Source organism: Neorhizobium phenanthreniclasticum (assembly GCF_040066075.1).
Lineage (GTDB): Bacteria > Pseudomonadota > Alphaproteobacteria > Rhizobiales > Rhizobiaceae > Neorhizobium > Neorhizobium petrolearium.
The window spans coordinates 728,937-750,305 of sequence record NZ_JBEAAL010000001.1 but is presented as its reverse complement, the minus strand read 5'-3'; the positions used below and the strand labels follow the sequence as shown (position 1 = coordinate 750,305).

The 21,369-nt window shown below is 61.4% G+C and carries 23 protein-coding genes; 15 read left to right on the top strand and 8 right to left on the bottom strand.

What is annotated here, in order from left to right:
* Positions 1 to 48: 48 nt before the first annotated feature.
* Positions 49 to 1,104: a right-handed parallel beta-helix repeat-containing protein gene (locus ABK249_RS03705; RefSeq protein ID WP_227705030.1), complete on the top strand. Its 1,056-nt coding sequence runs from the start codon at positions 49 to 51 to the stop codon at positions 1,102 to 1,104.
* On the opposite strand, the gene pyrF is transcribed toward ABK249_RS03705, so the two are convergent.
* The 4 genes from pyrF to dnaN form a co-directional block, all read right to left on the bottom strand.
* Positions 1,101 to 1,793: an orotidine-5'-phosphate decarboxylase gene (gene pyrF, locus ABK249_RS03700; protein WP_348862252.1), complete on the bottom strand. Its 693-nt coding sequence runs from the start codon at positions 1,791 to 1,793 to the stop codon at positions 1,101 to 1,103. The genes ABK249_RS03705 and pyrF overlap by 4 nt on opposite strands.
* Complete coding sequence (locus tag ABK249_RS03695; protein WP_227705032.1) at positions 1,790 to 2,383, bottom strand: histidine phosphatase family protein; 594 nt, start codon at positions 2,381 to 2,383, stop codon at positions 1,790 to 1,792. Before ABK249_RS03695 ends, pyrF begins: the two co-directional genes overlap by 4 nt.
* Positions 2,380 to 2,973 (bottom strand): phospholipid N-methyltransferase PmtA, encoded by a 594-nt coding sequence (pmtA, locus tag ABK249_RS03690; protein WP_227705033.1) that lies wholly within the window; start codon positions 2,971 to 2,973, stop codon positions 2,380 to 2,382. The genes ABK249_RS03695 and pmtA overlap by 4 nt, the downstream gene beginning before the upstream one ends.
* A 120-nt stretch (positions 2,974 to 3,093) precedes the next feature.
* The gene (gene dnaN, locus ABK249_RS03685) at positions 3,094 to 4,212 is read right to left on the bottom strand and encodes a DNA polymerase III subunit beta (protein WP_037159353.1); all 1,119 of its coding nucleotides are present in this window, start codon (positions 4,210 to 4,212) and stop codon (positions 3,094 to 3,096) included.
* Between the two features lie 262 nt (positions 4,213 to 4,474).
* Here dnaN and rsmI point away from each other — a divergent pair, with 262 nt between their 5' ends.
* The 9 genes from rsmI (at position 4,475) to ABK249_RS03640 (ending at position 13,596) form a co-directional block, all read left to right on the top strand.
* On the top strand, positions 4,475 to 5,383 hold the full coding sequence (gene rsmI / locus ABK249_RS03680; RefSeq protein ID WP_348862251.1) for a 16S rRNA (cytidine(1402)-2'-O)-methyltransferase: 909 nt from the start codon (positions 4,475 to 4,477) through the stop codon (positions 5,381 to 5,383).
* A complete protein-coding gene (locus ABK249_RS03675) occupies positions 5,376 to 5,774 on the top strand; it encodes a YraN family protein (protein ID WP_348862250.1) in 399 nt (132 codons plus the stop codon). Before rsmI ends, ABK249_RS03675 begins: the two co-directional genes overlap by 8 nt.
* A gap of 111 nt (positions 5,775 to 5,885) precedes the next feature.
* Entirely contained in the window at positions 5,886 to 7,208 is a 1,323-nt protein-coding gene (gene ugpB, locus ABK249_RS03670) for a sn-glycerol-3-phosphate ABC transporter substrate-binding protein UgpB (protein ID WP_227705036.1), read from the top strand.
* A 98-nt stretch (positions 7,209 to 7,306) separates the two neighbouring features.
* Positions 7,307 to 8,191: a sn-glycerol-3-phosphate ABC transporter permease UgpA gene (ugpA, locus tag ABK249_RS03665; RefSeq protein WP_227705037.1), complete on the top strand. Its 885-nt coding sequence runs from the start codon at positions 7,307 to 7,309 to the stop codon at positions 8,189 to 8,191.
* 9 nt (positions 8,192 to 8,200) lie between these two features.
* The gene (ugpE, locus tag ABK249_RS03660; RefSeq protein ID WP_227705038.1) at positions 8,201 to 9,049 is read left to right on the top strand and encodes a sn-glycerol-3-phosphate ABC transporter permease UgpE; all 849 of its coding nucleotides are present in this window, start codon (positions 8,201 to 8,203) and stop codon (positions 9,047 to 9,049) included.
* Between the two features lie 2 nt (positions 9,050 to 9,051).
* Positions 9,052 to 10,152, top strand: a complete 1,101-nt coding sequence (locus tag ABK249_RS03655; RefSeq protein ID WP_348862249.1) for a sn-glycerol-3-phosphate import ATP-binding protein UgpC — start codon at positions 9,052 to 9,054, stop codon at positions 10,150 to 10,152.
* Between the two features lie 105 nt (positions 10,153 to 10,257).
* Positions 10,258 to 10,761 (top strand): cupin domain-containing protein, encoded by a 504-nt coding sequence (locus ABK249_RS03650; RefSeq protein ID WP_348862248.1) that lies wholly within the window; start codon positions 10,258 to 10,260, stop codon positions 10,759 to 10,761.
* A gap of 74 nt (positions 10,762 to 10,835) precedes the next feature.
* Positions 10,836 to 11,786: a glutathione synthase gene (gene gshB / locus ABK249_RS03645; protein ID WP_037159339.1), complete on the top strand. Its 951-nt coding sequence runs from the start codon at positions 10,836 to 10,838 to the stop codon at positions 11,784 to 11,786.
* Positions 11,787 to 12,060: 274 nt separating this feature from the next.
* On the top strand, positions 12,061 to 13,596 hold the full coding sequence (locus tag ABK249_RS03640; protein ID WP_348862247.1) for a YifB family Mg chelatase-like AAA ATPase: 1,536 nt from the start codon (positions 12,061 to 12,063) through the stop codon (positions 13,594 to 13,596).
* 110 nt (positions 13,597 to 13,706) lie between these two features.
* Here the strand turns inward: ABK249_RS03640 and cysK are convergent, their stop codons facing one another.
* Positions 13,707 to 14,672, bottom strand: a complete 966-nt coding sequence (cysK, locus tag ABK249_RS03635; protein WP_348862246.1) for a cysteine synthase A — start codon at positions 14,670 to 14,672, stop codon at positions 13,707 to 13,709.
* Between the two features lie 273 nt (positions 14,673 to 14,945).
* On the opposite strand from cysK, the gene ABK249_RS03630 reads away from it, so the two are divergent.
* The gene (locus ABK249_RS03630; protein ID WP_037159334.1) at positions 14,946 to 15,464 is read left to right on the top strand and encodes a Dps family protein; all 519 of its coding nucleotides are present in this window, start codon (positions 14,946 to 14,948) and stop codon (positions 15,462 to 15,464) included.
* 45 nt (positions 15,465 to 15,509) lie between these two features.
* Here the strand turns inward: ABK249_RS03630 and dut are convergent, their stop codons facing one another.
* Positions 15,510 to 15,980 carry a dUTP diphosphatase gene (gene dut / locus ABK249_RS03625; protein ID WP_348862245.1) on the bottom strand — a complete coding sequence of 157 codons (471 nt, stop codon included), beginning with the start codon at positions 15,978 to 15,980 and terminating at the stop codon, positions 15,510 to 15,512.
* 90 nt (positions 15,981 to 16,070) lie between these two features.
* Between dut and ABK249_RS03620 the strand changes: the two genes are divergently transcribed.
* Complete coding sequence (locus ABK249_RS03620) at positions 16,071 to 17,654, top strand: peptide chain release factor 3 (RefSeq protein WP_227705043.1); 1,584 nt, start codon at positions 16,071 to 16,073, stop codon at positions 17,652 to 17,654.
* A gap of 12 nt (positions 17,655 to 17,666) precedes the next feature.
* On the opposite strand, the gene ABK249_RS03615 is transcribed toward ABK249_RS03620, so the two are convergent.
* Positions 17,667 to 18,608, bottom strand: a complete 942-nt coding sequence (locus ABK249_RS03615) for a threonine/serine dehydratase (RefSeq protein WP_052183179.1) — start codon at positions 18,606 to 18,608, stop codon at positions 17,667 to 17,669.
* A 51-nt stretch (positions 18,609 to 18,659) separates the two neighbouring features.
* Between ABK249_RS03615 and ABK249_RS03610 the strand changes: the two genes are divergently transcribed.
* A complete protein-coding gene (locus ABK249_RS03610; protein WP_037159327.1) occupies positions 18,660 to 18,962 on the top strand; it encodes an ArsR/SmtB family transcription factor in 303 nt (100 codons plus the stop codon).
* Positions 18,963 to 18,968: 6 nt separating this feature from the next.
* Here the strand turns inward: ABK249_RS03610 and ABK249_RS03605 are convergent, their stop codons facing one another.
* Positions 18,969 to 19,868: a LysR substrate-binding domain-containing protein gene (locus ABK249_RS03605; RefSeq protein ID WP_037159325.1), complete on the bottom strand. Its 900-nt coding sequence runs from the start codon at positions 19,866 to 19,868 to the stop codon at positions 18,969 to 18,971.
* Positions 19,869 to 19,980: 112 nt separating this feature from the next.
* Between ABK249_RS03605 and ABK249_RS03600 the strand changes: the two genes are divergently transcribed.
* Positions 19,981 to 20,688 (top strand): glutathione S-transferase family protein, encoded by a 708-nt coding sequence (locus ABK249_RS03600; protein ID WP_348862244.1) that lies wholly within the window; start codon positions 19,981 to 19,983, stop codon positions 20,686 to 20,688.
* A gap of 121 nt (positions 20,689 to 20,809) precedes the next feature.
* A complete protein-coding gene (tsaA, locus tag ABK249_RS03595; RefSeq protein WP_037159320.1) occupies positions 20,810 to 21,337 on the top strand; it encodes a tRNA (N6-threonylcarbamoyladenosine(37)-N6)-methyltransferase TrmO in 528 nt (175 codons plus the stop codon).
* Positions 21,338 to 21,369: the final 32 nt, after the last annotated feature.

Genomic DNA, 21,369 nt, shown 5'->3' with positions numbered 1-21,369 from the left:
TGCGCATTTCGATATGCTGACTTCAGGCAAATCCTCGGGCAAGTCAATATGAAGAGCACCGCACGATATCTGGCTCCGGCCGCCTCCGCCGCCCTCTGGCTGCTTGCGGGCTCGGCCCCTGCACATGCGGCAGCGGCTGCCTGCGGGGCGGAAATCCATGCGGCCTTGGATGCACCGGCTTCGACGGCTTCGAAGCCGGTCGAGATCATCTGCAATCTGAAACTCGCCGGGACCGACGTCATCACCATGCCGATCGCCTTTTCAGGCGGCGCCGCCTCGGACGTGACGCTCGATTGCGACGGCGCGACGCTTGACGGGACAGCGGCGAAAGCGCGAACCCTGCTCATCCGGTCCTTGCGCAAGCAGGGTGGCGGCTGGGACGTGCCGCGGAATATCCGTATCCGCAACTGCATCATCAAGGGTGACGTGCGCATCCAGGGTCTTGGGCGAAACGGAGAGGCGGAGGGTGTGCGTCTGTCGTCCCTGCAGACCGGACATACCGAAAGAGCACAGGCTGCGGCGCCAAGTGGAATAACGTTCGACAACGTCACCTTCGTGGGAAATGGCACCATCCCGCTCTATGCGGCGCCGGGTGTCACGGGGATGGCGGTCGAGAATTCCCGCTTCACAGGCAGCGCGTCCGCGACGGCGATCTATCTCGATGCGGAATCGGCTCGCAACCGCATCGTCGGCAACACGTTCGATATCCGCACCACCCGGCGAGAGATGATCGCGGTCGACGGTTCGGCGGAAAACCGGATCGATCAGAACACGTTCGAGAACCCGATCAAGGGCGGCATCTTCCTTTACCGCAATTGCGGCGAGGGCGGCACGATCCGCCACCAGGCGCCGGAACACAACGTGATTGCCAGAAACACGTTCCGCTACGTGAATTTCTGGGCGGCACGGCCGGCGGTCTGGCTCGGCAGCCGGCAGGGCTCACGCTCATATTGTTTCTCGCGGCCGGACCGTCCGTTCGGCAGCAGTCTCAGCGCCCTCGACCATGCGCAATACAATACTGTTACCGGCAACCGCCTGCCGGGCGGTAGCCCGCAGCTGATCGTCGATCACGACGAACACAATACGGTTTCGGACAATCGTTAGAGGACGCTCTGCATCTCGGTGAGAATGGCTTCGGCCGCGGCCTTCGGGTCCGGTGCCTTGACGATCGGCCGGGCGACGACGAGATGGCTCGATCCGGCGCGAAGCGCATCGGCCGGCGTCATCACCCGCTTCTGGTCGCCGACGTCCGAACCGGCAGGCCGGATGCCGGGTGTCACGACCGCCATGGTGGTACCGACGATCTTGCGCACGGCAGAGGCTTCTTCCGCCGAGCAGACGATACCGCCCATGCCCGCGGCAAGCGCCTGTTCGGCCCGGCGCAGCACCAGCGTATGCGGGTCATATTCGTAGCCGGCATCCGTCAGGTCCGCCTCGTCCATCGAGGTCAGGACGGTGACGGCAAGCAGGCAGAGATCGGAGCCTTTCGCTGCCGCGACGGCGGCGCGCATCGCCTTCGGATAGGCATGCAGGGTCAGCATCGTGACGCCCATCTTGACGATGTTCTCGACACCCTTCGCCACCGTGTTGTCGATGTCGAGCAGCTTCATGTCGAGGAAGATCTGTTTGCCGTCCTTGATGAGATCGCTGGCGAATTCGAGGCCGCCGGCAAAGGCGAGCTGGTAGCCGATCTTGTAGAAGGAGACCGCGTCGCCGAGCGTGGCGACCATTTTCTCCGCCTCGGCAGTTGTGGGGATGTCGAGGCCGACGATCAGACGGTCACGCGCATTCATGCCCTGATTCCTTCCCATGTCTCGATGGGTGTCCACTCGCATGAGACAGCTCGATCCGCAAGTCCGAAACAGAAGAGATTTCCGCCGCCTGGCGGCTGGTCGCGATCGCGACCGATCGGCCTGCCGGCCAGATAGCATTTCAGCAGCGTCCCGACGCCGCCATGGCCCACGAACGCGATGGGCATTTTGGGATCGTGATCGGCAAGGATACGGTTGACGGCGGAGACGATGCGAGCCTGCGCGTCGACGGCGCGTTCCCAGCCCTTGAAGCTCTGATCCGGGTGGGCGAAAAACCAGTCGGCCGCCTTCTCGAATTCTGATGGCGGCAGGAAACCGGTCGCCGAACGGTCGTTCTCATGCGTGTCATGCGCGGTTTCGACTGCGATACCGGAAGCCGTAGCGAGAATTTCGGCCGTTTCGATCGCCTTCGTTTCATCGCTGGAGATGATCCGCCCGAGTTTCCTTGCCCATCCGGAACGTGAGGCCTGTTCGGCACGCGCCCGGCCCACCTCCGACAATCCCCATTGCGGCACAGGCACATCCGGATCGATCCTGATCTGCGGGTGGGTGATGTAGAGGCCGAATGTCATGGACGGCTATAGGTCCAGAGCTGGGCCGGCGGAATGTTGCGGACCACGAAATCGTAATGTCTGATCCGGTAGCGATCCGGGTTCGCGATGATCGGTGAGACGGGACCGTAGGTGATCTGCATGACCGGCCGGCCGGCGGGAATGCGGCCGAGAAGATCTTCCAGAAGCGCGATACGGCGCTCCATGGGGAAGCTCAGGAGCGGGATCGCAGAGACAACGCTGTCGAAGGTTTTGTCCTTCCAGGCGCCGAGCGTGCGTTCGAGATCGAAGGCGTCGCCGTTGATGAAGTTCACGCCCGAAAACGTGCGAACCAGATGCTGGTAGAAATCGGTCGAATATTCGATCGAAACGAGATTCTCCGGCGCAATGCCACGCTTCAGGATCGCCTTGGTGATGATGCCGGTGCCAGGCCCGAGTTCGAGGACCGGCAGGCAGGATGTCGTATCGACGATGCTTGCCATACGCCCGGCGGTGATGGAAGAGGTGGGGCAGATCGCGCCGACCCTTTTCGGGCCATCTATCCAGCCCTTGAAGAACCGGATTTCCTCGTCGAACTTGCGGCCAAGCCGTTCCTTCAGGCGCAATTCCATGGATATGTCCTCTCCCTTTCGGCCCCTATGTGGACCCGCATGCCGCAAAAGCAAGAGAAAATGTCGCAGCGGGCAAAAACCAAGAAAAAGGCGGCTGGAGTTTTCCAGCCGCCCGAATGATCAGACGCGCATCGGCATCAGCACATAGAGTGCGTCATCCCCCGCCGTGTCGCGCACCAGCGTTGGCGACCCCGCATCCGCCAGCATGAAGATTGCATCTTCGCCGGAAAGCTGCGCCGTGATGTCGAGCAGGTACTTGGCGTTGAAGCCGATCTCCATCGGGTCGCTGTCGTAGCCGACGGCGACTTCTTCCGTAGCACTGCCGGAATCCGGGTTGTTGACAGTCAAGAGGAGCTGGCCGTCCGTGAGCGACAGTTTGACCGCCCGGCCTCGTTCAGAGGAAATGGTCGAGACGCGGTCTACGGCCTTGGTGAAGCTCTCGCAATCGACGCGCATTTCCTTATCGTTGCCGGTCGGAATGACGCGCTGATAATCCGGGAAAGTGCCGTCGATCAGTTTCGAAGTCATCACGATCGTACCGATCGTCAGGCGGATCTTGGCATCCGACAGTTCAACGGTGACGATTGTTTCCGGGTCCTCGACCAGCTTCTGCAGTTCGCCGACCGTCTTGCGCGGAATGATGATGCCCGGCATGCCTTCGGAGCCGGACGGCGCCTGGACATCGGCGCGGGCGAGGCGGTGCCCGTCGGTGGCGACGGCGCGAAGCTTCAGGTCACCGCCGGCTTCGATCGTGTGGAAGAAGATGCCGTTCAGATAATAGCGGGTCTCCTCGGTGGAGATCGCGAACTGCGTGCGATCGATCAGCATCTTCAGATCGCTCGCCTTCAGTTTGAAGGTATGCGTGAAACTGCCGGCGGTCAGATCCGGAAAATCTGATTCCGGCAGGCACTGCAGCGAGAATTTCGACCGGCCGGACTGCACGGTCATCGAGCCGCCGTCTGGTGTGGTGGCAAGCAGCACTTCGGAGCCGTCGGGCAGCTTGCGGACGATTTCGTAAAGCAGATGCGCGGGAACCGTCGTCGCACCGGCATTCTCGACCATGGCCGGCACGGCTTCGGTGATTTCCAGATCGAGATCGGTCGCCTTAAGATCCAGGCTATTGCCGGAAGCGCGCATCAGCACGTTGGAAAGGATCGGGATCGTGTTCCGCCGCTCGACCACACGATGCACGTGGTTCAGCGACTTTAAGAGGTTGGACCGCTCAAGAGTAATACGCATGGACGCTATCGCTTTCGACCGTGGCGATCCGGCTTGCGCCGGACCTCCTGATATTCTGCCGGCTGAGTGCCAGCCTGATGATGTGGACGGGCAAAATGGCAGAGATCGGCGGCGAAAAGCAAGAGGTTAACGAGATGTCATTGCGGCATTTCCACCTTGCCGCCCGCCCTGCACACAGAAAACTTGGCTCGCCTTTACTTGCCGAAGCGGGTCGGCTTCATCATAAAGAACCTCCATGTCCACGAACCTTGCCTAATGCCCTGTGACCGATGATCTGAAAAACCAGCGCGGCTATCGCGTCGCCAATACGTTCGTGCCCGCCCGGCCTCTGGAGCCGGCGCTCTATCTGGTCGCGACCCCGATCGGCAATCTCGGCGATATCACGCTGCGGGCTCTGGAAACATTGGCCGGCGCCGATGTGCTCGCCTGCGAGGATACCCGTGTCACCCGCGTGCTGCTCAATCGCTATGGCATCGTCAACAGGCCTTTCGCCTATCATGAGCACAATGCCGATGAGGCGGGGCCGAAACTGCTTACCGCCCTCGAGGAGGGAAAATCCGTGGCGCTCGTCTCCGATGCCGGTACCCCGCTCGTCTCCGATCCCGGCTACCGGCTGGCGCAGATGGCGATCGAGGCGGGCCGCAAGGTGGTGCCCATCCCCGGCGCGTCCGCGCCGCTCGCCGCACTCGTCGGCTCCGGCATGCCGTCCGATGCTTTCCTGTTCGCCGGCTTCCTGCCGGTCAAGGACAAGGGCCGGCGAGACCGGCTGGCGGAGCTTTCGAAAGTGCCGGCGACGCTGATCTTCTTTGAATCGCCGCATCGTATCGGCGCGACGCTTGCTGCGGCCGCCGACGTGCTGGGTGGATACCGGCGTGCCTGCGTGTGCCGGGAACTTACGAAGACCTTCGAGGAGTTCCGACGCGGCACGCTGGAGGAACTCGCCGCCTACTATCATGACGATCGCGTGGTAAAGGGCGAGATCGTGCTGCTCCTGGCGCCGCCGGAAGCCGAGGAAGCGCCGGGGGCCGTTGAGGTCGACATGCTGCTGCGCGAGCTTGCCGCCACGATGCCGACCGCAAAGGCGGCGGCCGAGGCGGCCCGCCTCGTAGGCCTTCCCCGCAAGGACCTCTACCAGCGGCTTCTGGCACTGAAGGGCGAGAACGGTGGCTGAGGACGGCGCCGGCCTGAAACGCCGCAGGGCAGTGCGCCTGAAAGCTGAACGGCAGAAAGCCCAGCGATGGGGGCATGTCTCGGAATATCTGGCCGCATTCTACCTCATGGCCAAGGGCTACCGGGTCCTTTCGATCCGCCATCGCACGAGGCTCGGCGAGATCGATCTCATCGTCCGCAAGGGGGATCTGGTCGCCTTTGTCGAGGTGAAAGCGCGGGCCGGCGAGCAGGAGGCCATCGATGCGGTCGGCTATGCCGCTCAGAAGCGGATCCGGGCGGCCAGCGATTTATGGTTGGCGAAGCGGAAGGACGCGGCGCGCCTGTCTCAGCGTTACGACATTGTCGCCATTCGGCGGGGTCGTTTGCCACGGCATTATCCGGATGCGTTCTAATAAATGGCCTTGATCCTTGTTCTGTTAAAAAACTGACATAAAACTGTAAAGTTGGTGTCATGGGAGGACCCTATTCGGGGCCGGCACCAATCAAGGTGGAGGACTTTTTTCATGTTGAAGAAACTTTCGATGGCCGCTGTTGCGGTTGCACTGTCCGCGTCGTCGTCGCTTGCGGCGACGGAGATCACCTGGTGGCACGCCATGGGCGCGGAACTGGGACAGAAGCTTGAGGGGATCGCCAAGAAGTTCAACGAGAGCCAGACCGAGTATCATGTGACTCCCGTCTTCAAAGGTACCTATCCTGAAACCTTGACCGCAGCCATCGCCGCCTTCCGCGCCGGTCAGCAGCCAGCGATCGTGCAGGTCTTCGAAGTCGGCACCGGCACGATGATGGCAGCCAAGGGCGCCGTCTACCCCGTCTATAAGCTGATGACCGACAACAAGGAGCCCTGGGATCCGAAAGGCTTCCTCACGCCCGTGACAGGTTATTATTCCGACACGGAAGGCAACATCCTGTCGATGCCGTTCAACTCGTCGACTCCGATCATGTACTACAACAAGGATGTCTTCAAGAAGGCGGGCCTTGATCCAGAAGTCGCCCCGAAGACCTGGAAGGAAGTCGAAGAATTCTCCAAGAAGATCGTTTCGTCCGGTGCGGCGAAATGTGGTTTCACCTCCGGTTGGATTTCCTGGGTCCAGCTCGAAAATCTTTCGGCAATTCACGATAAGCCTTATGGCACGCTGGAAAACGGCTTCGGCGGCTTGAAGACCGAGTTCACCTTCAACGGCGACCTGCAGGCCCGCCACTGGGAGAACCTGAAGAAATGGGCGGATGAAGGTCTCTTCCAATACGGTGGCCCGGTCGGCGGCAACGATGCTCCGCCGAAATTCTATGCCCAGGAATGCGCGATCTACATGAATTCTTCCGCTTCTCGCGCCGGCGTCATGCTGAATGCCAAGGGTTTCGAGGTCGGTTTTGCGCCGCTTCCCTATTATGACGACGCGATTGCCGAACCGAAGAACTCGATCATCGGTGGCGCCACGCTCTGGGTGCTCAATGGCCAGAAGGACCCGAATGTCTACAAGGGCGTTGCCAAGTTCTTCACCTACCTTTCCAAAGCGGAAGTCCAGGCGGACTGGCACCAGTTCTCCGGCTATCTTCCGATTACCAATGCTGCCTACGAGCTCGGCCAGCAGCAGGGGTACTATGCAAAGAATCCGGGTTCCGACGTGGCGATCAAGCAGATCACCCGCGGCACGCCGACAGCAAATTCGAAGGGCATCCGGTTCGGTAATCTGACCCAGGTGCGTGATGTTATCGACAGCGAATTCGAAGCGCTTCTGGCCGGCAAGAAGACGGCCAAGGAAGCTCTCGATAATGCCGTTGTTCGCGGTAACAAGATCCTGCGCGACTTCGAAGCTGCAAATAACTGATCTCTCATTCAATGGGAAAGGGCCGGCTACGTCCGGCCCTTTCCTGATTGGAGATTTTCAGGCGCTGACGCAACGAGCGGGATCCGGATATTTTCCTCATGCAGACCAAGCGTACGATCTTCCAGAATAAACTGCTGCCTTATCTGCTGCTTGTGCCGCAGTTGGCTGTGACCACGGTTTTCTTCCTCTGGCCGGCCGGGCAGGCAGTGAAATCGTCATTCGAACGCGAGGATCCCTTTGGTTTCCGCACCACATTTATCTGGTTCGACAACTACCTTCAGCTTTTTGAGGACCCTGAATACCTGAATTCACTCGGTCGGACGGCGATCTTCGCAGTGTCTGTCACCTTGCTGTCCATGAGCCTCGCCTTGCTCTTCGCCGTCGCCGTCAACCGGTTGCTGCGTTCCGGGCGGGTCTACACCACCCTGCTCCTCTGGCCCTATGCGGTGGCTCCCGTCGTTGCGGGCGTCCTGTGGTGGTTCATGTTCAATCCGACCATAGGCATCCTGCCTTATCTGCTTGCGAGGTTGGGCATCAGCTGGAACCATCGTGTCGATGGCGCAGATGCAATGATCCTCATTATTCTGGCAGCAAGCTGGAAGCAGATATCGTACAATTTTCTTTTTTTCGTTGCCGGTCTGCAATCGGTGCCGCAGTCACTGGTCGAGGCGGCGGCAATTGATGGGGCCGGGCCATTCAAGAGGTTCTGGACGATCGTCTTTCCACTCCTTTCGCCTACGACTTTCTTCTTGATGATCATCAATATCAATTACGCCATGTTCGAGACGTTCGGCACGATCGACGGTTCCACAGGCGGAGGTCCGGCGGGTGCGACCAATACGCTGGTCTACAAGGTCTATGCGGACGGCTTCCTCGGGCTCAACATCGGTTCGTCTGCGGCCCAGTCCGTCATCCTGATGCTGATTGTCATAGCTTTGACCGCCGTCCAGTTCCGCTGGGTCGAGCGGCGTGTCCAGTATTAGGAGGCGCAAATGGTTGAAAACCGCCCGTTCCTGACGTTCCTCACCCATTTCGTTCTGATCCTGGGTGTCATTGTCGTCGTCTTTCCGGTTTATCTTGCCTTCATCGCTTCGACCCAGGGGCCTTCGGACTTCCTGTCCGGCGTCGTGCCGCTTCTTCCCGGCTCGCACCTGATGGAAAACTACGGTCAGATGTTGACGGGAGGCATGTCTCGCGCCGGGGCGCCGCCGCTGTGGATCCTGCTCGGCAATTCGTTGCTGATGGCAATCATCATCGCGGTAGGAAAGATCACCATCTCGATCATATCGGCCTATGCGATCGTTTATTTCCGGTTTCCTTTTCGGTTATTGGCATTCTGGCTGATCTTCATCACTCTCATGCTGCCGGTTGAGGTCCGCATCGTGCCGACGTTCAAGGTCGTGGCGGATCTTGGAATGTTGAATTCCTATGCCGGTCTCACCATTCCTCTCATTGCGTCAGCCACCGCGACGTTCCTTTTCCGGCAGTTCTTCCTGACCATCCCGGACGAATTGATGGAGGCCGCACGCGTGGATGGTTCAGGCCCGATGAAATTCTTTCGGGACATCCTGCTTCCGCTCAGCCGCACGAATATCGCAGCGCTTTTCGTGGTACTCTTTATCTACGGCTGGATTCAGTATCTGTGGCCGCTGCTGATCACGAATGACAGCCGCTACTATACGATCGTCATGGCGATCAAGCGCTTGGCAGCCGTTGCCGATAGCGATCCTCAGTGGAATCTCGTGATGGCGGCGATGATACTCGCCATGCTGCCGCCTGTCCTCGTCGTCATCCTTATGCAGCGCCTGTTCGTAAAAGGCCTTGTCGAAACGGAGAAATAACAATGGCTTCCATCGATGTTGAAAATGTCGGCAAGGTCTATTCCGGAGGCGTGCGCGCCGTCACCGACATCAAGCTGAACATCGCCGATGGCGAATTCATCGTGCTAGTCGGCCCGTCGGGTTGCGGCAAGTCCACGCTTCTGCGCATGGTTGCCGGGCTCGAGACGATTTCCGAAGGCGAGGTGAAGATCGGCTCCAAGGTCGTCAACAATGTCGAACCGGCCGACCGCGACATCGCGATGGTGTTCCAGAACTATGCGCTCTACCCGCATATGACGGTCTACAACAACCTCGCCTATGGCCTGAAGAACCGTGGTACGCCGAAGTCCGAGATCGATACTCGTGTCGCCGAGGCTGCCCGCATGCTGGAGATCACCCAGTATCTCGACCGCAAGCCGCGTGCGCTCTCCGGCGGCCAGCGCCAGCGCGTCGCCATGGGCCGCGCCATCGTTCGCAAGCCGGCGGCCTTCCTCTTCGACGAGCCGCTCTCCAACCTCGATGCCAAGCTGCGCGTTTCCATGCGCGGCGAGATCAAGCGCCTCCAGCGCCGCCTCGGCACCACCTCGATCTATGTGACCCATGATCAGCTGGAAGCGATGACGCTTGCTGATCGCCTCGTTGTGCTGAATGGAGGCAGGATCGAGCAGATCGGTGCGCCGCTGGAAGTCTATCATGCGCCGGCGTCCACTTTCGTGGCGAGCTTCATCGGCTCCCCGGCCATGAACCTCGTCAAGGGCGAGTTGCATGGCGACAGGCTGGCGATCGGCCCGTCGGTGATCGGCCTCAACGGCTTCGCGCCCGCCTCCGGTCCCGTTACGGTCGGGGTCCGCGCCGAGGATATGCGGGTTGCACGCGAGGATGAGGAAGCGTTGCCGTTCCGCCTGGAATATACGGAAGAACTGGGCTCGCAGCGTCTCATTCACGGCGCCGTGGGCGACCAGCAGGTTACCGTCGCCGTCTCGCCCGAGACCGAGCTCGCGCCCGAGATGCGCATTGCAGTCGATGCGAGGCGTCTGCACTTCTTTGCCGCGGATACCGGCAGGCGCCTTCCGGGCAAAGTTCCGGCCGAGGCGAAATTCGCGCCGGCCGAGCCGGTGGCCTGATCGGTCCTGAAATCGGGCCGATCGCTAAAATTGTAGCGTCGGTCTGAACGACCAGCTTACGCTTTGCGGCTAATGTCCCGCGGACCTGACAGCCAAGGGGGCAACATGAGCTGGCAAATCCTGGCGGCGGCCGCGACGGCCATCGCCGTCCGATACAAGTCCTATGCGCCGGAACCGTCGACGGCAAAACCCTTCATCGGTGCCTGCCCGGATTCTCTGGAGATGGCGCCGCTTCCGATCGAGCCGAGCTGGGTGATTGCCGGCAATCCGCAGGCGCGGGCCGCTTCCCACTCGAAGGCTGAGGACGAATGCGCGGCGACCGGCGTGTGGGATTGCACGGCGGGCACCTTCCGCTGGTTCTTCGGCTGGGACGAGACGGTGGTCATCCTCGAAGGCGAGGTGCATGTGACCGCGGAGGATGGCACACAGCGCGTTCTCCGTGCCGGCGACGTCGTCTATTTCAAGGGCGGCACCTGGGCGACCTGGCACATTGACAACTATGTCAGGAAGATCGCCTTCCTGCGCAAGCCGTTTCCCGCGCCGCTCGCATTTCTCTACCGCCTGCGCAACATGCTGCGTCCCAGGGGCCAGGTCGGCCTCGCCGGCTGATGGTCGCTTTGACCGGTTGCCTTTGAGTGTCCGCCGTCCTACATCAGGCGGGCACTTTTTGAGGGGCTGAAGTCATGGCGAGAATCCGCAAAGTCGCATTTCAGATGGACCATATCTCCGGCATCAATATCGCCGGTGATTCCACCTTTGCCATGGCGCTCGAGGCGCAGGCCCGCGGCTATGAGCTTTTTCATTATACGCCCGACCGGCTGAGCATGCGTGATGGCAAGGTCTTCGCCGCCGTAGAGCCGCTTTCGGTGCGTGACATCAAGGGCGACCACTTCACGCTTGGCGACAGGCAGCGTATCGATCTCTCCGCCATGGACGTCATCCATCTGCGCCAGGACCCGCCCTTCGACATGGGTTATATCACCTCGACGCATCTGCTCGAGCGCATTCACCCGAAGACACTCGTCGTGAACGACCCCGCCTGGGTGCGCAATTCGCCGGAAAAGATCTTCGTCACGGAATTTGCGGATCTGATGCCGGCGACGCTGATTTCCCGCGATGTTGCCGAGATTGCGCGCTTCCGCGAAGAAATGGGCGACATCATCCTGAAGCCGCTCTACGGCAACGGCGGGGCCGGCGTCTTCCATTCCGCCCGAGACGATCGCAATTTCTCCTCGCTTTTGGAAATGTTCAACCAGATGTATCGCGGCGAGCCCTTCATCGCCCAGGCTTATCTGCCCGCAGTGCGCAAGGGCGACAAGCGCATCCTGTTGATTGACGGCAAGCCGGTCGGGGCGATCAATCGCGTGCCGGCCGAGCACGACAGCCGTTCCAACATGCATGTCGGCGGCCGCGCGGAACCCGTCGAGATCACCGCGCGGGAAGAGGAAATCTGTGCCCGCATCGGTCCGGCGCTGCGCGAGCGCGGCTTCCTTTTTGTCGGCATCGATGTGATCGGCGATTACATGACCGAGATCAACGTCACGTCCCCGACCGGCATCCGCGAGGTGAAGAAGTTCGGCGGCGCCGATGTCGCAAGCCTTCTTTGGGATGCAATCGAAGAAAAACGCGGCTGATAAAGCAATTCCGGAAAAGGCGAGGCTTCGCTCATTCGAAATTGCACAAAAAGAAGGCGGCCTCATGATTTCGTGAAGGTTGAGCCGCCGCCGTTTCGGATCCGGATCGTCTTTGTTCCGTCAATACAACTGGCTGCAACCTCGTTGCAGCGGCGGCGCGAAATTGTTCGTCTAATGTTCTTGTTTTATTCCTTGTTCCATGCCAGATTGCAATCGCTGGCGCGGAAGGCGTGTAATCGCTGGTGCTTCAGTCAGGGCTTGGGGGCAAGTTGAAATGGTTGCACGCGTCAGTACGGTTGCATTCCAGGGGATCGAGGGCGTTCCGGTCGACGTCCAGGTGATGGTCGGTCCGGGCAAGATGAACATGCATATCGTCGGTCTGCCGGACAAGGCGGTGGCTGAAAGCCGGGAACGGGTGCAGGCGGCGCTGCATGCATCCGGGCTTGCCATGCCGCCCAAGAAGGTGACGGTCAACCTTGCGCCGGCCGACCTTCCGAAGGAAGGATCGCATTTCGATCTGCCTATTGCATTGGGGCTGATGGCGGCGCTGGGCGCGATACCTGCGGATGCGCTGGCCGATTACGTGGTGATCGGCGAGCTCAACCTCGACGGAACTCTGGCGCCGGTGACCGGCGCCCTGCCGGCGGCGATCGGTGCCAACGCGATGGGAAAAGGCCTGATCTGCCCGGCCGATAGCGGTGCGGAAGCGGCCTGGGCGGGCGCGGATATCGATATCGTCGCGCCGCGCAGCCTGATTGCGCTTGCCAATCATTTCCGCGGCACCCAGGTGATCTCCCGACCGCAGCCGGCGATCCGGGCGATGCCGGCCAATCTCCCCGATCTCGCCGATATCAAGGGGCAGGAAAGCGCCAAGCGGGCGCTGGAAGTGGCGGCGGCCGGCGGACACAATCTCCTGATGGCAGGCCCGCCCGGCTCCGGGAAATCCATGCTCGCGGCGCGGCTTCCCTCCATCCTTCCGCCGCTGTCCGCTGCCGAGCTTCTGGAAGTCTCGATGATCCATTCGATCGCCGGCCAGCTCTCCGGCGGCAAGCTGTCGGATCGCCGTCCCTATCGCACGCCGCATCATTCGGCCACCATGGCGGCGCTGGTCGGAGGCGGCCTGCGCGCCAGACCGGGGGAGGCGTCTCTTGCCCATCACGGCATACTTTTCCTCGACGAGTTCCCGGAGTTTTCGCCCCAGGCGCTCGATGCACTGCGTCAGCCGCTCGAAACCGGGGAATGCATCATCGCGCGTGCCAACCACCGGGTTTCCTATCCGGCGAGCATACAGCTCGTTGCCGCCATGAACCCGTGCCGCTGCGGCATGGCGGGTGAGCCCGGCCATACCTGTGCGCGCGGCCCGCGTTGCGCCGCCGATTACCAGGCGCGAATTTCCGGTCCCTTGATGGACCGTATCGATATCCGGATCGACGTGCCGGCGGTATCAGCCGCTGACCTGATCCGCCCGATGTCGGCGGAAAGGAGTGCGGATGTGGCAAAGCGGGTCGCCGCGGCTCGCGAAAGACAGCAGGAACGTTTCGCGGGCGCCGGTTGTCCGGGCATCCTCACCAATGCCCGCTGCTCGACATCACTGATCGAGAAGTTCGCCGAGCCGGACCCGAACGGATTGCAGTTGCTCCGGGATGCTGCCGAAAAGCTCAAATTTTCCGCCCGCGGCTACCACCGCGTGCTCAAGGTGGCGCGCACTCTGGCCGATCTCGACAACAAGGATACGGTGGGCCGCATCCATCTCGCCGAAGCGATCTCCTATCGCATGGCTGGCGAACGGCTCACGAATGCGGCGGCGTGATTGCTGTAGTGAGCAGTGATTAGTCGGTGGTGAATAGTGCTTTCATCGAGTTTATGTGCTGCGATCTGCCGCGACACTACTCACTACTCACTACTCACTATTCGCTCGTTTCACCCACCCAGCCCTTCGAACAGTGCCGTCGAGAGATAACGTTCGGCGAAGGAGGGGATGATCACGACGATGTTCTTGCCGGCATTTTCAGGCCGGCTGCCGACTTCGATGGCAGCGGTGAGCGCTGCACCGGAGGAGATGCCGACGGGAACGCCTTCGAGGCTGGCGACGAGGCGGGCCATTTCGATGGCTTCCGCGCTGTTGACGGTGACGACCTCGTCGTAGATCGAGGTGTCGAGAATCTTTGGGGCGAAGCCGGCGCCGATCCCCTGTATTTTGTGCGGCCCGGGCTGGCCGCCGGAAAGCACGGGCGATTCCTCGGGCTCGACGGCAATGACCTTGAGGTCCGGATTACGGCTTTTCAGCACCTGTCCGGCGCCGGTGATCGTACCGCCCGTGCCGATGCCGGAGACGAAGATATCGACCTTGCCGTCGGTATCGTTCCAGATTTCCTCGGCCGTCGTCTTGCGATGGATTTCCGGATTGGCAGGGTTCTCGAACTGCTGCGGAATGACCGCGTCGGGCAGCGAGGCGGCGAGCTCTTCCGCCTTGGCGATCGCGCCCTTCATGCCCTTCGGCCCTTCGGTCAGCACCAGTTCGGCGCCGAGCAGTGCCAGCATCTTGCGGCGTTCGATCGACATCGTCTCCGGCATGGTGAGGATCAGCTTGTAGCCTTTCGCGGCGGCGGCGAAGGCAAGGGCGATGCCCGTATTGCCGGAGGTCGGCTCGATCAGCGTGGTCTTGCCGGGTGTGATCTTGCCCTGGGCTTCGAGGCTCTCGATCATCGCCACACCGATGCGGTCCTTGACGGAAGCGATCGGATTGAAGAACTCCAGTTTGGCAAGCAAATTGGCTTTGACGCCTTTTTCCTTCGCGAGCTTATCCAGCCGCACGATGGGTGTATCGCCGATCGTTTCGGTGATCGATGAATAGATCCGGCCGCGGCCCGGTTTCTGTTCCGACATGGTGTTCTCCCTGACAAGTCGTTCTGATGCTGGAAGATAGGTCCAAAGAGCACTGGAGACCAGCCGCATTGATCTTCCCTGCGCCGGTCGGGGAGAAAAAAGATGCAGGAAGAGAGCTCGATGCGGAGAGTTTTTGCAACAGCGGGACGTTTTGGAAAATCCCTGCCGAAATAGGGATGGGCAGCTATTGAAAAAGCCCCGGCATAGGGCACTTTAATTCCAGATCGTTGGCACCGAAAGGCGGCCCATGCTCGATCTTGAAGGGGATAATCCATGTCTGATAATGCTGCCCGGAACCGCAAGCTTGCTCCGCTCGCCACGCCCTCAGATCTCGGAACGAACGCCGTGAAGGATATCGCCGCAGCGCTCACGACGCTGCTCGCCGATGTCTTTTCACTTTACCTCAAGACCAAGAATTTCCACTGGCATATGTCCGGTCCGCACTTCCGGGATTACCATCTGCTTCTCGATGAGCAGGCAGAGCAGATTTTCGCAATGACGGATGACGTTGCCGAGCGCGCCCGCAAGATCGGCGGCACGACCCTGCGTTCGATCGGCCATATTTCCCGGCTGCAGCGCATCCCCGACAATGACGCGGATTTCGTGACGCCGGAGGATATGCTGGCGGAGCTCAGGGAAGACAACAAGCAGCTCATCGCCCTCATGCGGCAAACGCACGACCTCTGCGATGAGCATAACGACGTTGCGACCGCCAGCCTGATCGAGAACTGGATCGACGAGGCGGAGCGCCGCACCTGGTTCCTCTTCGAGACAACCCGCCGCGAAAAGTGAATTGCCGGGATAATCCTTGCAGGCTCCGGTGGATCGGTTCCGGCCTCACATGCCGGTCGATCCGAAGCCGCCGGCGCCGCGGGCTGTTTCGGTCGCTTCGGCGATCTCCTCGATGCGGATCTGGATCACCGGTGCGATCACCATCTGGGCGATCCGCATGCCGCGGGTGATGACGAAATCCTCGTCGCCGAGATTGATCAAGAGCACCTTCACCTCACCGCGATAGTCGCTATCGATGGTGCCGGGCGTATTGAGGCAGGTTATGCCGTGTTTGAAGGCAAGGCCGGAGCGCGGCCGCACCTGCGCCTCGAAACCATCCGGTATTTCGAAGATGAAGCCGGTCGGCACCAGCGCGCGCCTGCTCGGCGCGATCGCCAGCGGCGAACCTTCCCCGACGGCGGCGCGAAGGTCCATGCCGGCCGCGCCGGCGGTCTCATAGGACGGCAGGTCGAGGCCGTCGCCATGCGGCAGACGGATCAGATTGAGTTTCGGCGGGGAGGGGGCGTGCATGTTCATGACGCATTACTTTGCCTCCTCCGCCGGGAGGTCAATTGCAATGGCGGGCTTTAGTCGCTAGATACGCCGGCAATTCACAGGATTTGCACGATGCCCGAAACCATTGCCGAGGCGGTCGCCCGCCGTCGCACATTCGCGATTATTGCCCATCCGGACGCGGGCAAGACGACTCTCACCGAAAAACTGCTGCTCTTCGGCGGCGCGATCCAGCTTGCCGGCGAGGTGAAGGCGAAGAAGGACCGCATCCAGACGCGGTCCGACTGGATGAAGATCGAGCGCGAGCGCGGCATCTCGGTCGTCACCTCGGTCATGACCTTCGAATATGGCGGCAATGTCTTCAACATCCTCGATACGCCCGGCCACGAGGATTTTGCCGACGACACCTATCGCACGCTAACGGCGGTGGATGCTGCGGTCATGGTCATCGACGCCGCAAAAGGCATCGAACCGCGCACGCTGAAACTTTTCGAAGTCTGCCGCATGCGCGACATCCCGATCATCACCTTCGTCAACAAGATGGACCGCGAAAGCCGCGACCCCTTCGAGATACTGGACGAGGTGGAGGAGAAGCTGGCACTCGATACCGCGCCGATCACCTGGCCGATCGGCCGGTCCAAGACCTTCTGCGGCTCTTACCATCTCGCCGATAATACGGTGCGCGGTTCCGACACCGAGGTAACTGTGACGCCGGTCAACGGCCCGCAGAGTGTGGCCGACCGTCTGCCGGAAAACGAGCGTGCGGCGTTCATCGAAGAGACGGAACTGGCGATCGAGGCTTGCAGGCCCTTCGATCGCCAGGCTTTCCTCGAAGGTCATATGACGCCGGTTTTCTTTGGCTCGGCGCTCCGCAACTACGGCGTCCGCGATCTGATCGAGGCACTCGGCGAATTTGCGCCGCCACCCCGCGACCAGGTGGCCGATATCCGCAAGGTGCACGCGGCGGAGGACCGGATGACGGCCTTCGTCTTCAAGATCCAGGCGAACATGGACCCGAACCATCGCGACCGCATCGCCTTCGCCCGCGTCTGCTCCGGCAAGCTGGAGCGCGGCATGAAGGCGCGCCTGTCGCGCACCGGCAAGCAGCTCGGGTTGACGGCGCCGCAATTCTTCTTCGCCTCGCAGCGGCAGCTGGCGGATACTGCCTATGCCGGCGATGTGGTCGGCATTCCGAACCACGGGACACTCAGGATCGGCGATACGCTGACGGAAGGCGAGCCGCTGGTCTTCCAGGGCGTGCCGAATTTCTCGCCGGAAATTCTCCGCCGCGTGCGGCTGGAGGATGCCATGAAGGCGAAGAAGCTGAAGGAAGCCCTGCAGCAGATGGCGGAAGAAGGCGTCGTGCAGCTCTTTTCGCCGGAAGACGGCTCGCCGGCGATCGTCGGCGTCGTCGGCGCGCTGCAGCTCGATGTGCTGAAGGAGCGGCTTGCGGCTGAATACGGCCTGCCGGTCTCCTTCGAAATGTCGCGTTTCTCTGTCTGCCGCTGGATCGCGGCGGACCAGCCGGCCGAGCTGGAAAAATTCCTCTCGACCCATCGCGGCGATATCGCCCGCGATCTTGATGGCGATCCGGTCTATCTGGCGCAGGACGGCTTTTCGCTGCGCTATGAGAGCGAGCGTTATCCGGCGATCAGGATGGCCGCGATCAAGGAATATCACGTCGCCAAGGCGGCGTGATATTTTCGGACCTCAATCGAACCTGACGGCAGTCGTGTTCGACCCGCAGACGAGGACGCAGACGCGTTCGTCCAGGCCCGGAACGTATTTACCGGAAAGAAGGGCGGCGAAGGCGGCCGCTCCGCCGGGCTCGGCCACGACGCGCGCGCCGGCCCACAGCGCCTTCTGGGCGGCCAGAATCGCGTCGTCCGAAACCAGAACCGGCGGTTCGACATATTTCTGTGCGATCGGAAACATCAATTGGCCGACCTGCCTCGGGGCGAGCGAGTCGGCTGCGATGCCGCCGGCCGGGGCATCCACCGGCCTGCCGGCCTTGAAGGCCTCGTGAAGCGTCGGCGCACCGTCGGATTCCACCGCAACGATCTTCACCCGGCCGCGGAACCACGAGGCGACGCCGCCGATCAGCCCGCCGCCGCCGACGGCGACGAGCAGCGTCGTCATTTCCGGCAGGTCGTCCTCGATCTCCTTTCCGAGCGTTCCCTGGCCCAGCAAGGTTTCCACCTGGTCATAGGCGTGCACCGCCAGAGCCCCGCTCTCGGCGACATAGGTCTCGCTGGCCGCCAGCGCATCCGCATATCGGTCGCCGCCGATCACGAGTTCCGCGCCATAGGAGCGGATGCGCTCCGCCTTGGCGGGCGAGGTGACGCTCGGCACGAAGATCGTGGCGGGCACGCCGAGCCGCATCGCCGCATAGGCCACCGCAGCACCATGATTGCCGCCGGATGCCGCGACGACGCCGGCCGGCGGAACGTCACGGGTCAGCAGGCTGGAGAAGGCGCCGCGCGCCTTGAACGAGCCGGAATGCTGCAAAAGTTCGAGTTTCAGATCGACTGGCAGTGCCCCGGCTCCGAAATCCCGCATGTCGACCCGCATCACCGGTGTGTGGCGGATATGCGGACGGATGAGCTTCTCTGTTTCGGCTATGCGTTCTGGCTTGACAGGATCGACGGACATGTGGGCCTCATACAGGATTGACTTTAGTTCGTTACTTGGCAAAATACCAAAATGCAAGACGTCGATATCCTGAAAGCCTTCGCCAACGATCGGCGTCTGATGATTCTCGAATGGCTGAAGCAGCCGCGCGAGCATTTTCCGCCGCAGGTGGATGGCGACCTGGTGGAAGACGGCGTCTGCGCGGTGCTGATCGCGGAGAAGCTCGGCATAACCCCTGCCACGCTCAGCGAGCATATGCGCATTCTCGTGCAGGCGGAACTGGTCCACGGCAAGCGCATCAAGCAATGGATTTTCTACCGTCGCAACGAGGAACGGGTAGCGGGACTGAAGCAGGGCCTGTTCGCAAGCTTGTAGACCCGTTCAGGCCTGGGCCAGCTTTTCGCTGAGGAAATCGACGACGGCACGCACGGCCGGCAATTGACCGCGCCGATGCGGCATCAGGATGGTCGTGGTGATGCTGCCTGCCGTCCAGTCCGGAAGCAGGCGCACGAGCCGACCTTCGGCGAGCGCGTCGCGGCAGACGGAGGTCGGCAGGCAGGCGAGGCCAAGCCCGGCCAGTGCCGCCTTCATCATCACCATCGGCTCGTCGGCGGCAATCACCGGCAGGGGCCTCACCAGAACCTCTTTATTTTCGCATGAGGTCAGCCGCCAGGGATCGTCGTCGAAATAGGCCGCCACCGCTTTATGCCCGGCAAGCTCCTCCGGGCTCCTGGGCTCGCCATGTGCATGCAGATAATCCGGCGAGGCGACGACGAAGAAAGGGTGCGTGGCAAGCTTCCTCTGCAGCAGTGTCGAATCGGGCAGGGGCGCCTGGTGGCTCCGCAGCGCGATGTCGAACCCTTCCTGGACGATATCGACGAACCGATCGCTGACATGCAGCGAAAGCTTGAGTTTCGGGTAACGGGCGGAAAGCTCCGGCAGGTGTTCGGCGAGCAGGAATTGCGCGGTCGGCACAGCGGCGGTCATCCGCACAATCCCGCTCGGTTCGCCAAGATGGGTGCGCACGATCGTTTCGGCCATTTCCGCTTCGATGATCGAGGCTTGCGCGTGCTGGAAGAAATCCCGGCCGAGGTCGGTCAATGAAAAGCTGCGCGAAGTGCGATGGATCAGCCTGACGCCCAGCCGATCCTCCAGCTCCGCGACCCGCTTGCTGATCGTGGATTTCGGCACCCCAAGCCGACGCCCGGCGGCGGAAAATCCACCGTGTTCCACCGCCTGAACGAAGAAATGGAGATCGTTGAGATTGAGCGACGCAGTCATGTCATCTTCCATATATGTAGACTTTGAAGCGTAATAAAGCCGTCTACCGCACCAGCGTCCACGAAATCATATTGTCTTCATTCGAAAGGTTCAATTCCCAAGGAGTGAAGATATGACACCGATCCTGTTTTATGGCGTGCCGGAGGGATGCTCGTTCGGCTCGATCGTGGCGCTTGAATGGACGGGCGCGCCCTATCGCCTCTGCCGGGTGCAAATGCCCGGAGTGGTCTCGAGCGAGGCCTACAGGCCGGTCAATCCGGTCGGCGAGACGCCCTCGCTGATGTTGCCGGATGGTCGCTTGATGAGTGAGAGCATGGCCATCCTCAATCATATTGCCGCCCGCACGATGGACAAGGGCTGGGGCTTCGATCCGAAGTCGGAAAAGTTCGACCGGCTCAATCAGACGCTGGCTTTCCTCAACACCGGCTTCTTCAATGCTTTCAGCCCTCTCTGGCATGCGTTGGAACATGAGTTGGAGCCACAGGCGAAGGAGGCGCTTACGGCCTATGGCATCGCCAAGGTCGAAAAAGCCCATGCTCATCTCGAACGCCTGCTCGCTGGCCGGAAATGGCTGCTTGGCGATGAGAAGAGCTTTGCGGATGCCTATTTCGCCGGCATCGCCCGCTGGAACGATTTCCATCAGGTCGTAGACCGGAAGAAATTTCCGGCGCTCAATGCACTTTACGAGCGCCTGCAGGAGGACCCCGCGGTAAGTTTTGCCTGGGCTATCGAGCATCAGGAGGAGGCCAGAACGGCCGGCCGGTTCCTTGGTCACGTAAGCCTCGAAGAGGCGCTGGGCGAGATCAGGCAGGCGGCTTGATCCGTATCGAGATGTTTCCATAAATATTTCGGTATGCCATAGTGGGCTCTGGCTTCGGCGAGGGCCTGCTGTGGCACTGTCGCAACGGCAGTCCCGCCCCAAGTCCGGCAGGAGGTCCATGATGGTACGCGAAAACGAAATCCGCGAAAACGAAGTGGCGGTCACGCCACCTGCGCCAACCGATGCAGGACTGACCTTCATCGGCCGCATCTCGACCCCCTGGACTTCGCGCATGGAGACGCCGCGCCAGGGCAGGCATGACGGGCCTGTCTGCCGCATCGAGATCTTCGAGCCCTGGGTTGCGGCGCTCAAGGGCATCGAGGCTTTCGAGCGCCTGGAAGTCCTCTATTGGCTGGACCGTTCGCGACGTGATCTGGTGTTGCAGAGCCCGGCAAGCAACGGCAAGGTCCATGGTACGTTTTCGCTGCGCACGCCGGTGCGCCCGAATCCGATCGGCACCTCGATCGTCGTGCTGGAAGCGGTGGAAGGCAATGTACTTCTCGTTCGAGGGCTCGATTGCCTCGACGGCACGCCGCTTCTAGACCTGAAACCGGACCGCACCCTCTTCAAGCCGATTGCGCCGCCGCAGCCCGGAGATTTCCAGACCGGCGACGACACGCCGAAAGTGCACTATTGCCAGAAGGCGTGAGGAATCCGGTCCGCCGCCCGTTGATGGTCGCA

Coding starts and splice junctions, on each gene's coding strand:
- ABK249_RS03605 (WP_037159325.1), bottom strand. CDS start 19,868: ATGACTGCGTCGCTCAATCTCAACGATCTCCATTTCTTCGTTCAGGCG.
- ugpB (WP_227705036.1), top strand. CDS start 5,886: ATGTTGAAGAAACTTTCGATGGCCGCTGTTGCGGTTGCACTGTCCGCG.
- ABK249_RS03630 (WP_037159334.1), top strand. CDS start 14,946: ATGTCTGATAATGCTGCCCGGAACCGCAAGCTTGCTCCGCTCGCCACG.
- ABK249_RS03600 (WP_348862244.1), top strand. CDS start 19,981: ATGACACCGATCCTGTTTTATGGCGTGCCGGAGGGATGCTCGTTCGGC.
- ABK249_RS03620 (WP_227705043.1), top strand. CDS start 16,071: ATGCCCGAAACCATTGCCGAGGCGGTCGCCCGCCGTCGCACATTCGCG.
- ugpE (WP_227705038.1), top strand. CDS start 8,201: ATGGTTGAAAACCGCCCGTTCCTGACGTTCCTCACCCATTTCGTTCTG.
- ABK249_RS03640 (WP_348862247.1), top strand. CDS start 12,061: ATGGTTGCACGCGTCAGTACGGTTGCATTCCAGGGGATCGAGGGCGTT.
- tsaA (WP_037159320.1), top strand. CDS start 20,810: ATGGTACGCGAAAACGAAATCCGCGAAAACGAAGTGGCGGTCACGCCA.
- cysK (WP_348862246.1), bottom strand. CDS start 14,672: ATGTCGGAACAGAAACCGGGCCGCGGCCGGATCTATTCATCGATCACC.
- pmtA (WP_227705033.1), bottom strand. CDS start 2,973: ATGGAATTGCGCCTGAAGGAACGGCTTGGCCGCAAGTTCGACGAGGAA.
- ABK249_RS03655 (WP_348862249.1), top strand. CDS start 9,052: ATGGCTTCCATCGATGTTGAAAATGTCGGCAAGGTCTATTCCGGAGGC.
- dnaN (WP_037159353.1), bottom strand. CDS start 4,212: ATGCGTATTACTCTTGAGCGGTCCAACCTCTTAAAGTCGCTGAACCAC.
- ABK249_RS03615 (WP_052183179.1), bottom strand. CDS start 18,608: ATGTCCGTCGATCCTGTCAAGCCAGAACGCATAGCCGAAACAGAGAAG.
- ABK249_RS03705 (WP_227705030.1), top strand. CDS start 49: ATGAAGAGCACCGCACGATATCTGGCTCCGGCCGCCTCCGCCGCCCTC.
- ABK249_RS03695 (WP_227705032.1), bottom strand. CDS start 2,383: ATGACATTCGGCCTCTACATCACCCACCCGCAGATCAGGATCGATCCG.
- ugpA (WP_227705037.1), top strand. CDS start 7,307: ATGCAGACCAAGCGTACGATCTTCCAGAATAAACTGCTGCCTTATCTG.
- dut (WP_348862245.1), bottom strand. CDS start 15,980: ATGAACATGCACGCCCCCTCCCCGCCGAAACTCAATCTGATCCGTCTG.
- gshB (WP_037159339.1), top strand. CDS start 10,836: ATGGCGAGAATCCGCAAAGTCGCATTTCAGATGGACCATATCTCCGGC.
- ABK249_RS03610 (WP_037159327.1), top strand. CDS start 18,660: ATGCAAGACGTCGATATCCTGAAAGCCTTCGCCAACGATCGGCGTCTG.
- ABK249_RS03650 (WP_348862248.1), top strand. CDS start 10,258: ATGAGCTGGCAAATCCTGGCGGCGGCCGCGACGGCCATCGCCGTCCGA.
- pyrF (WP_348862252.1), bottom strand. CDS start 1,793: ATGAATGCGCGTGACCGTCTGATCGTCGGCCTCGACATCCCCACAACT.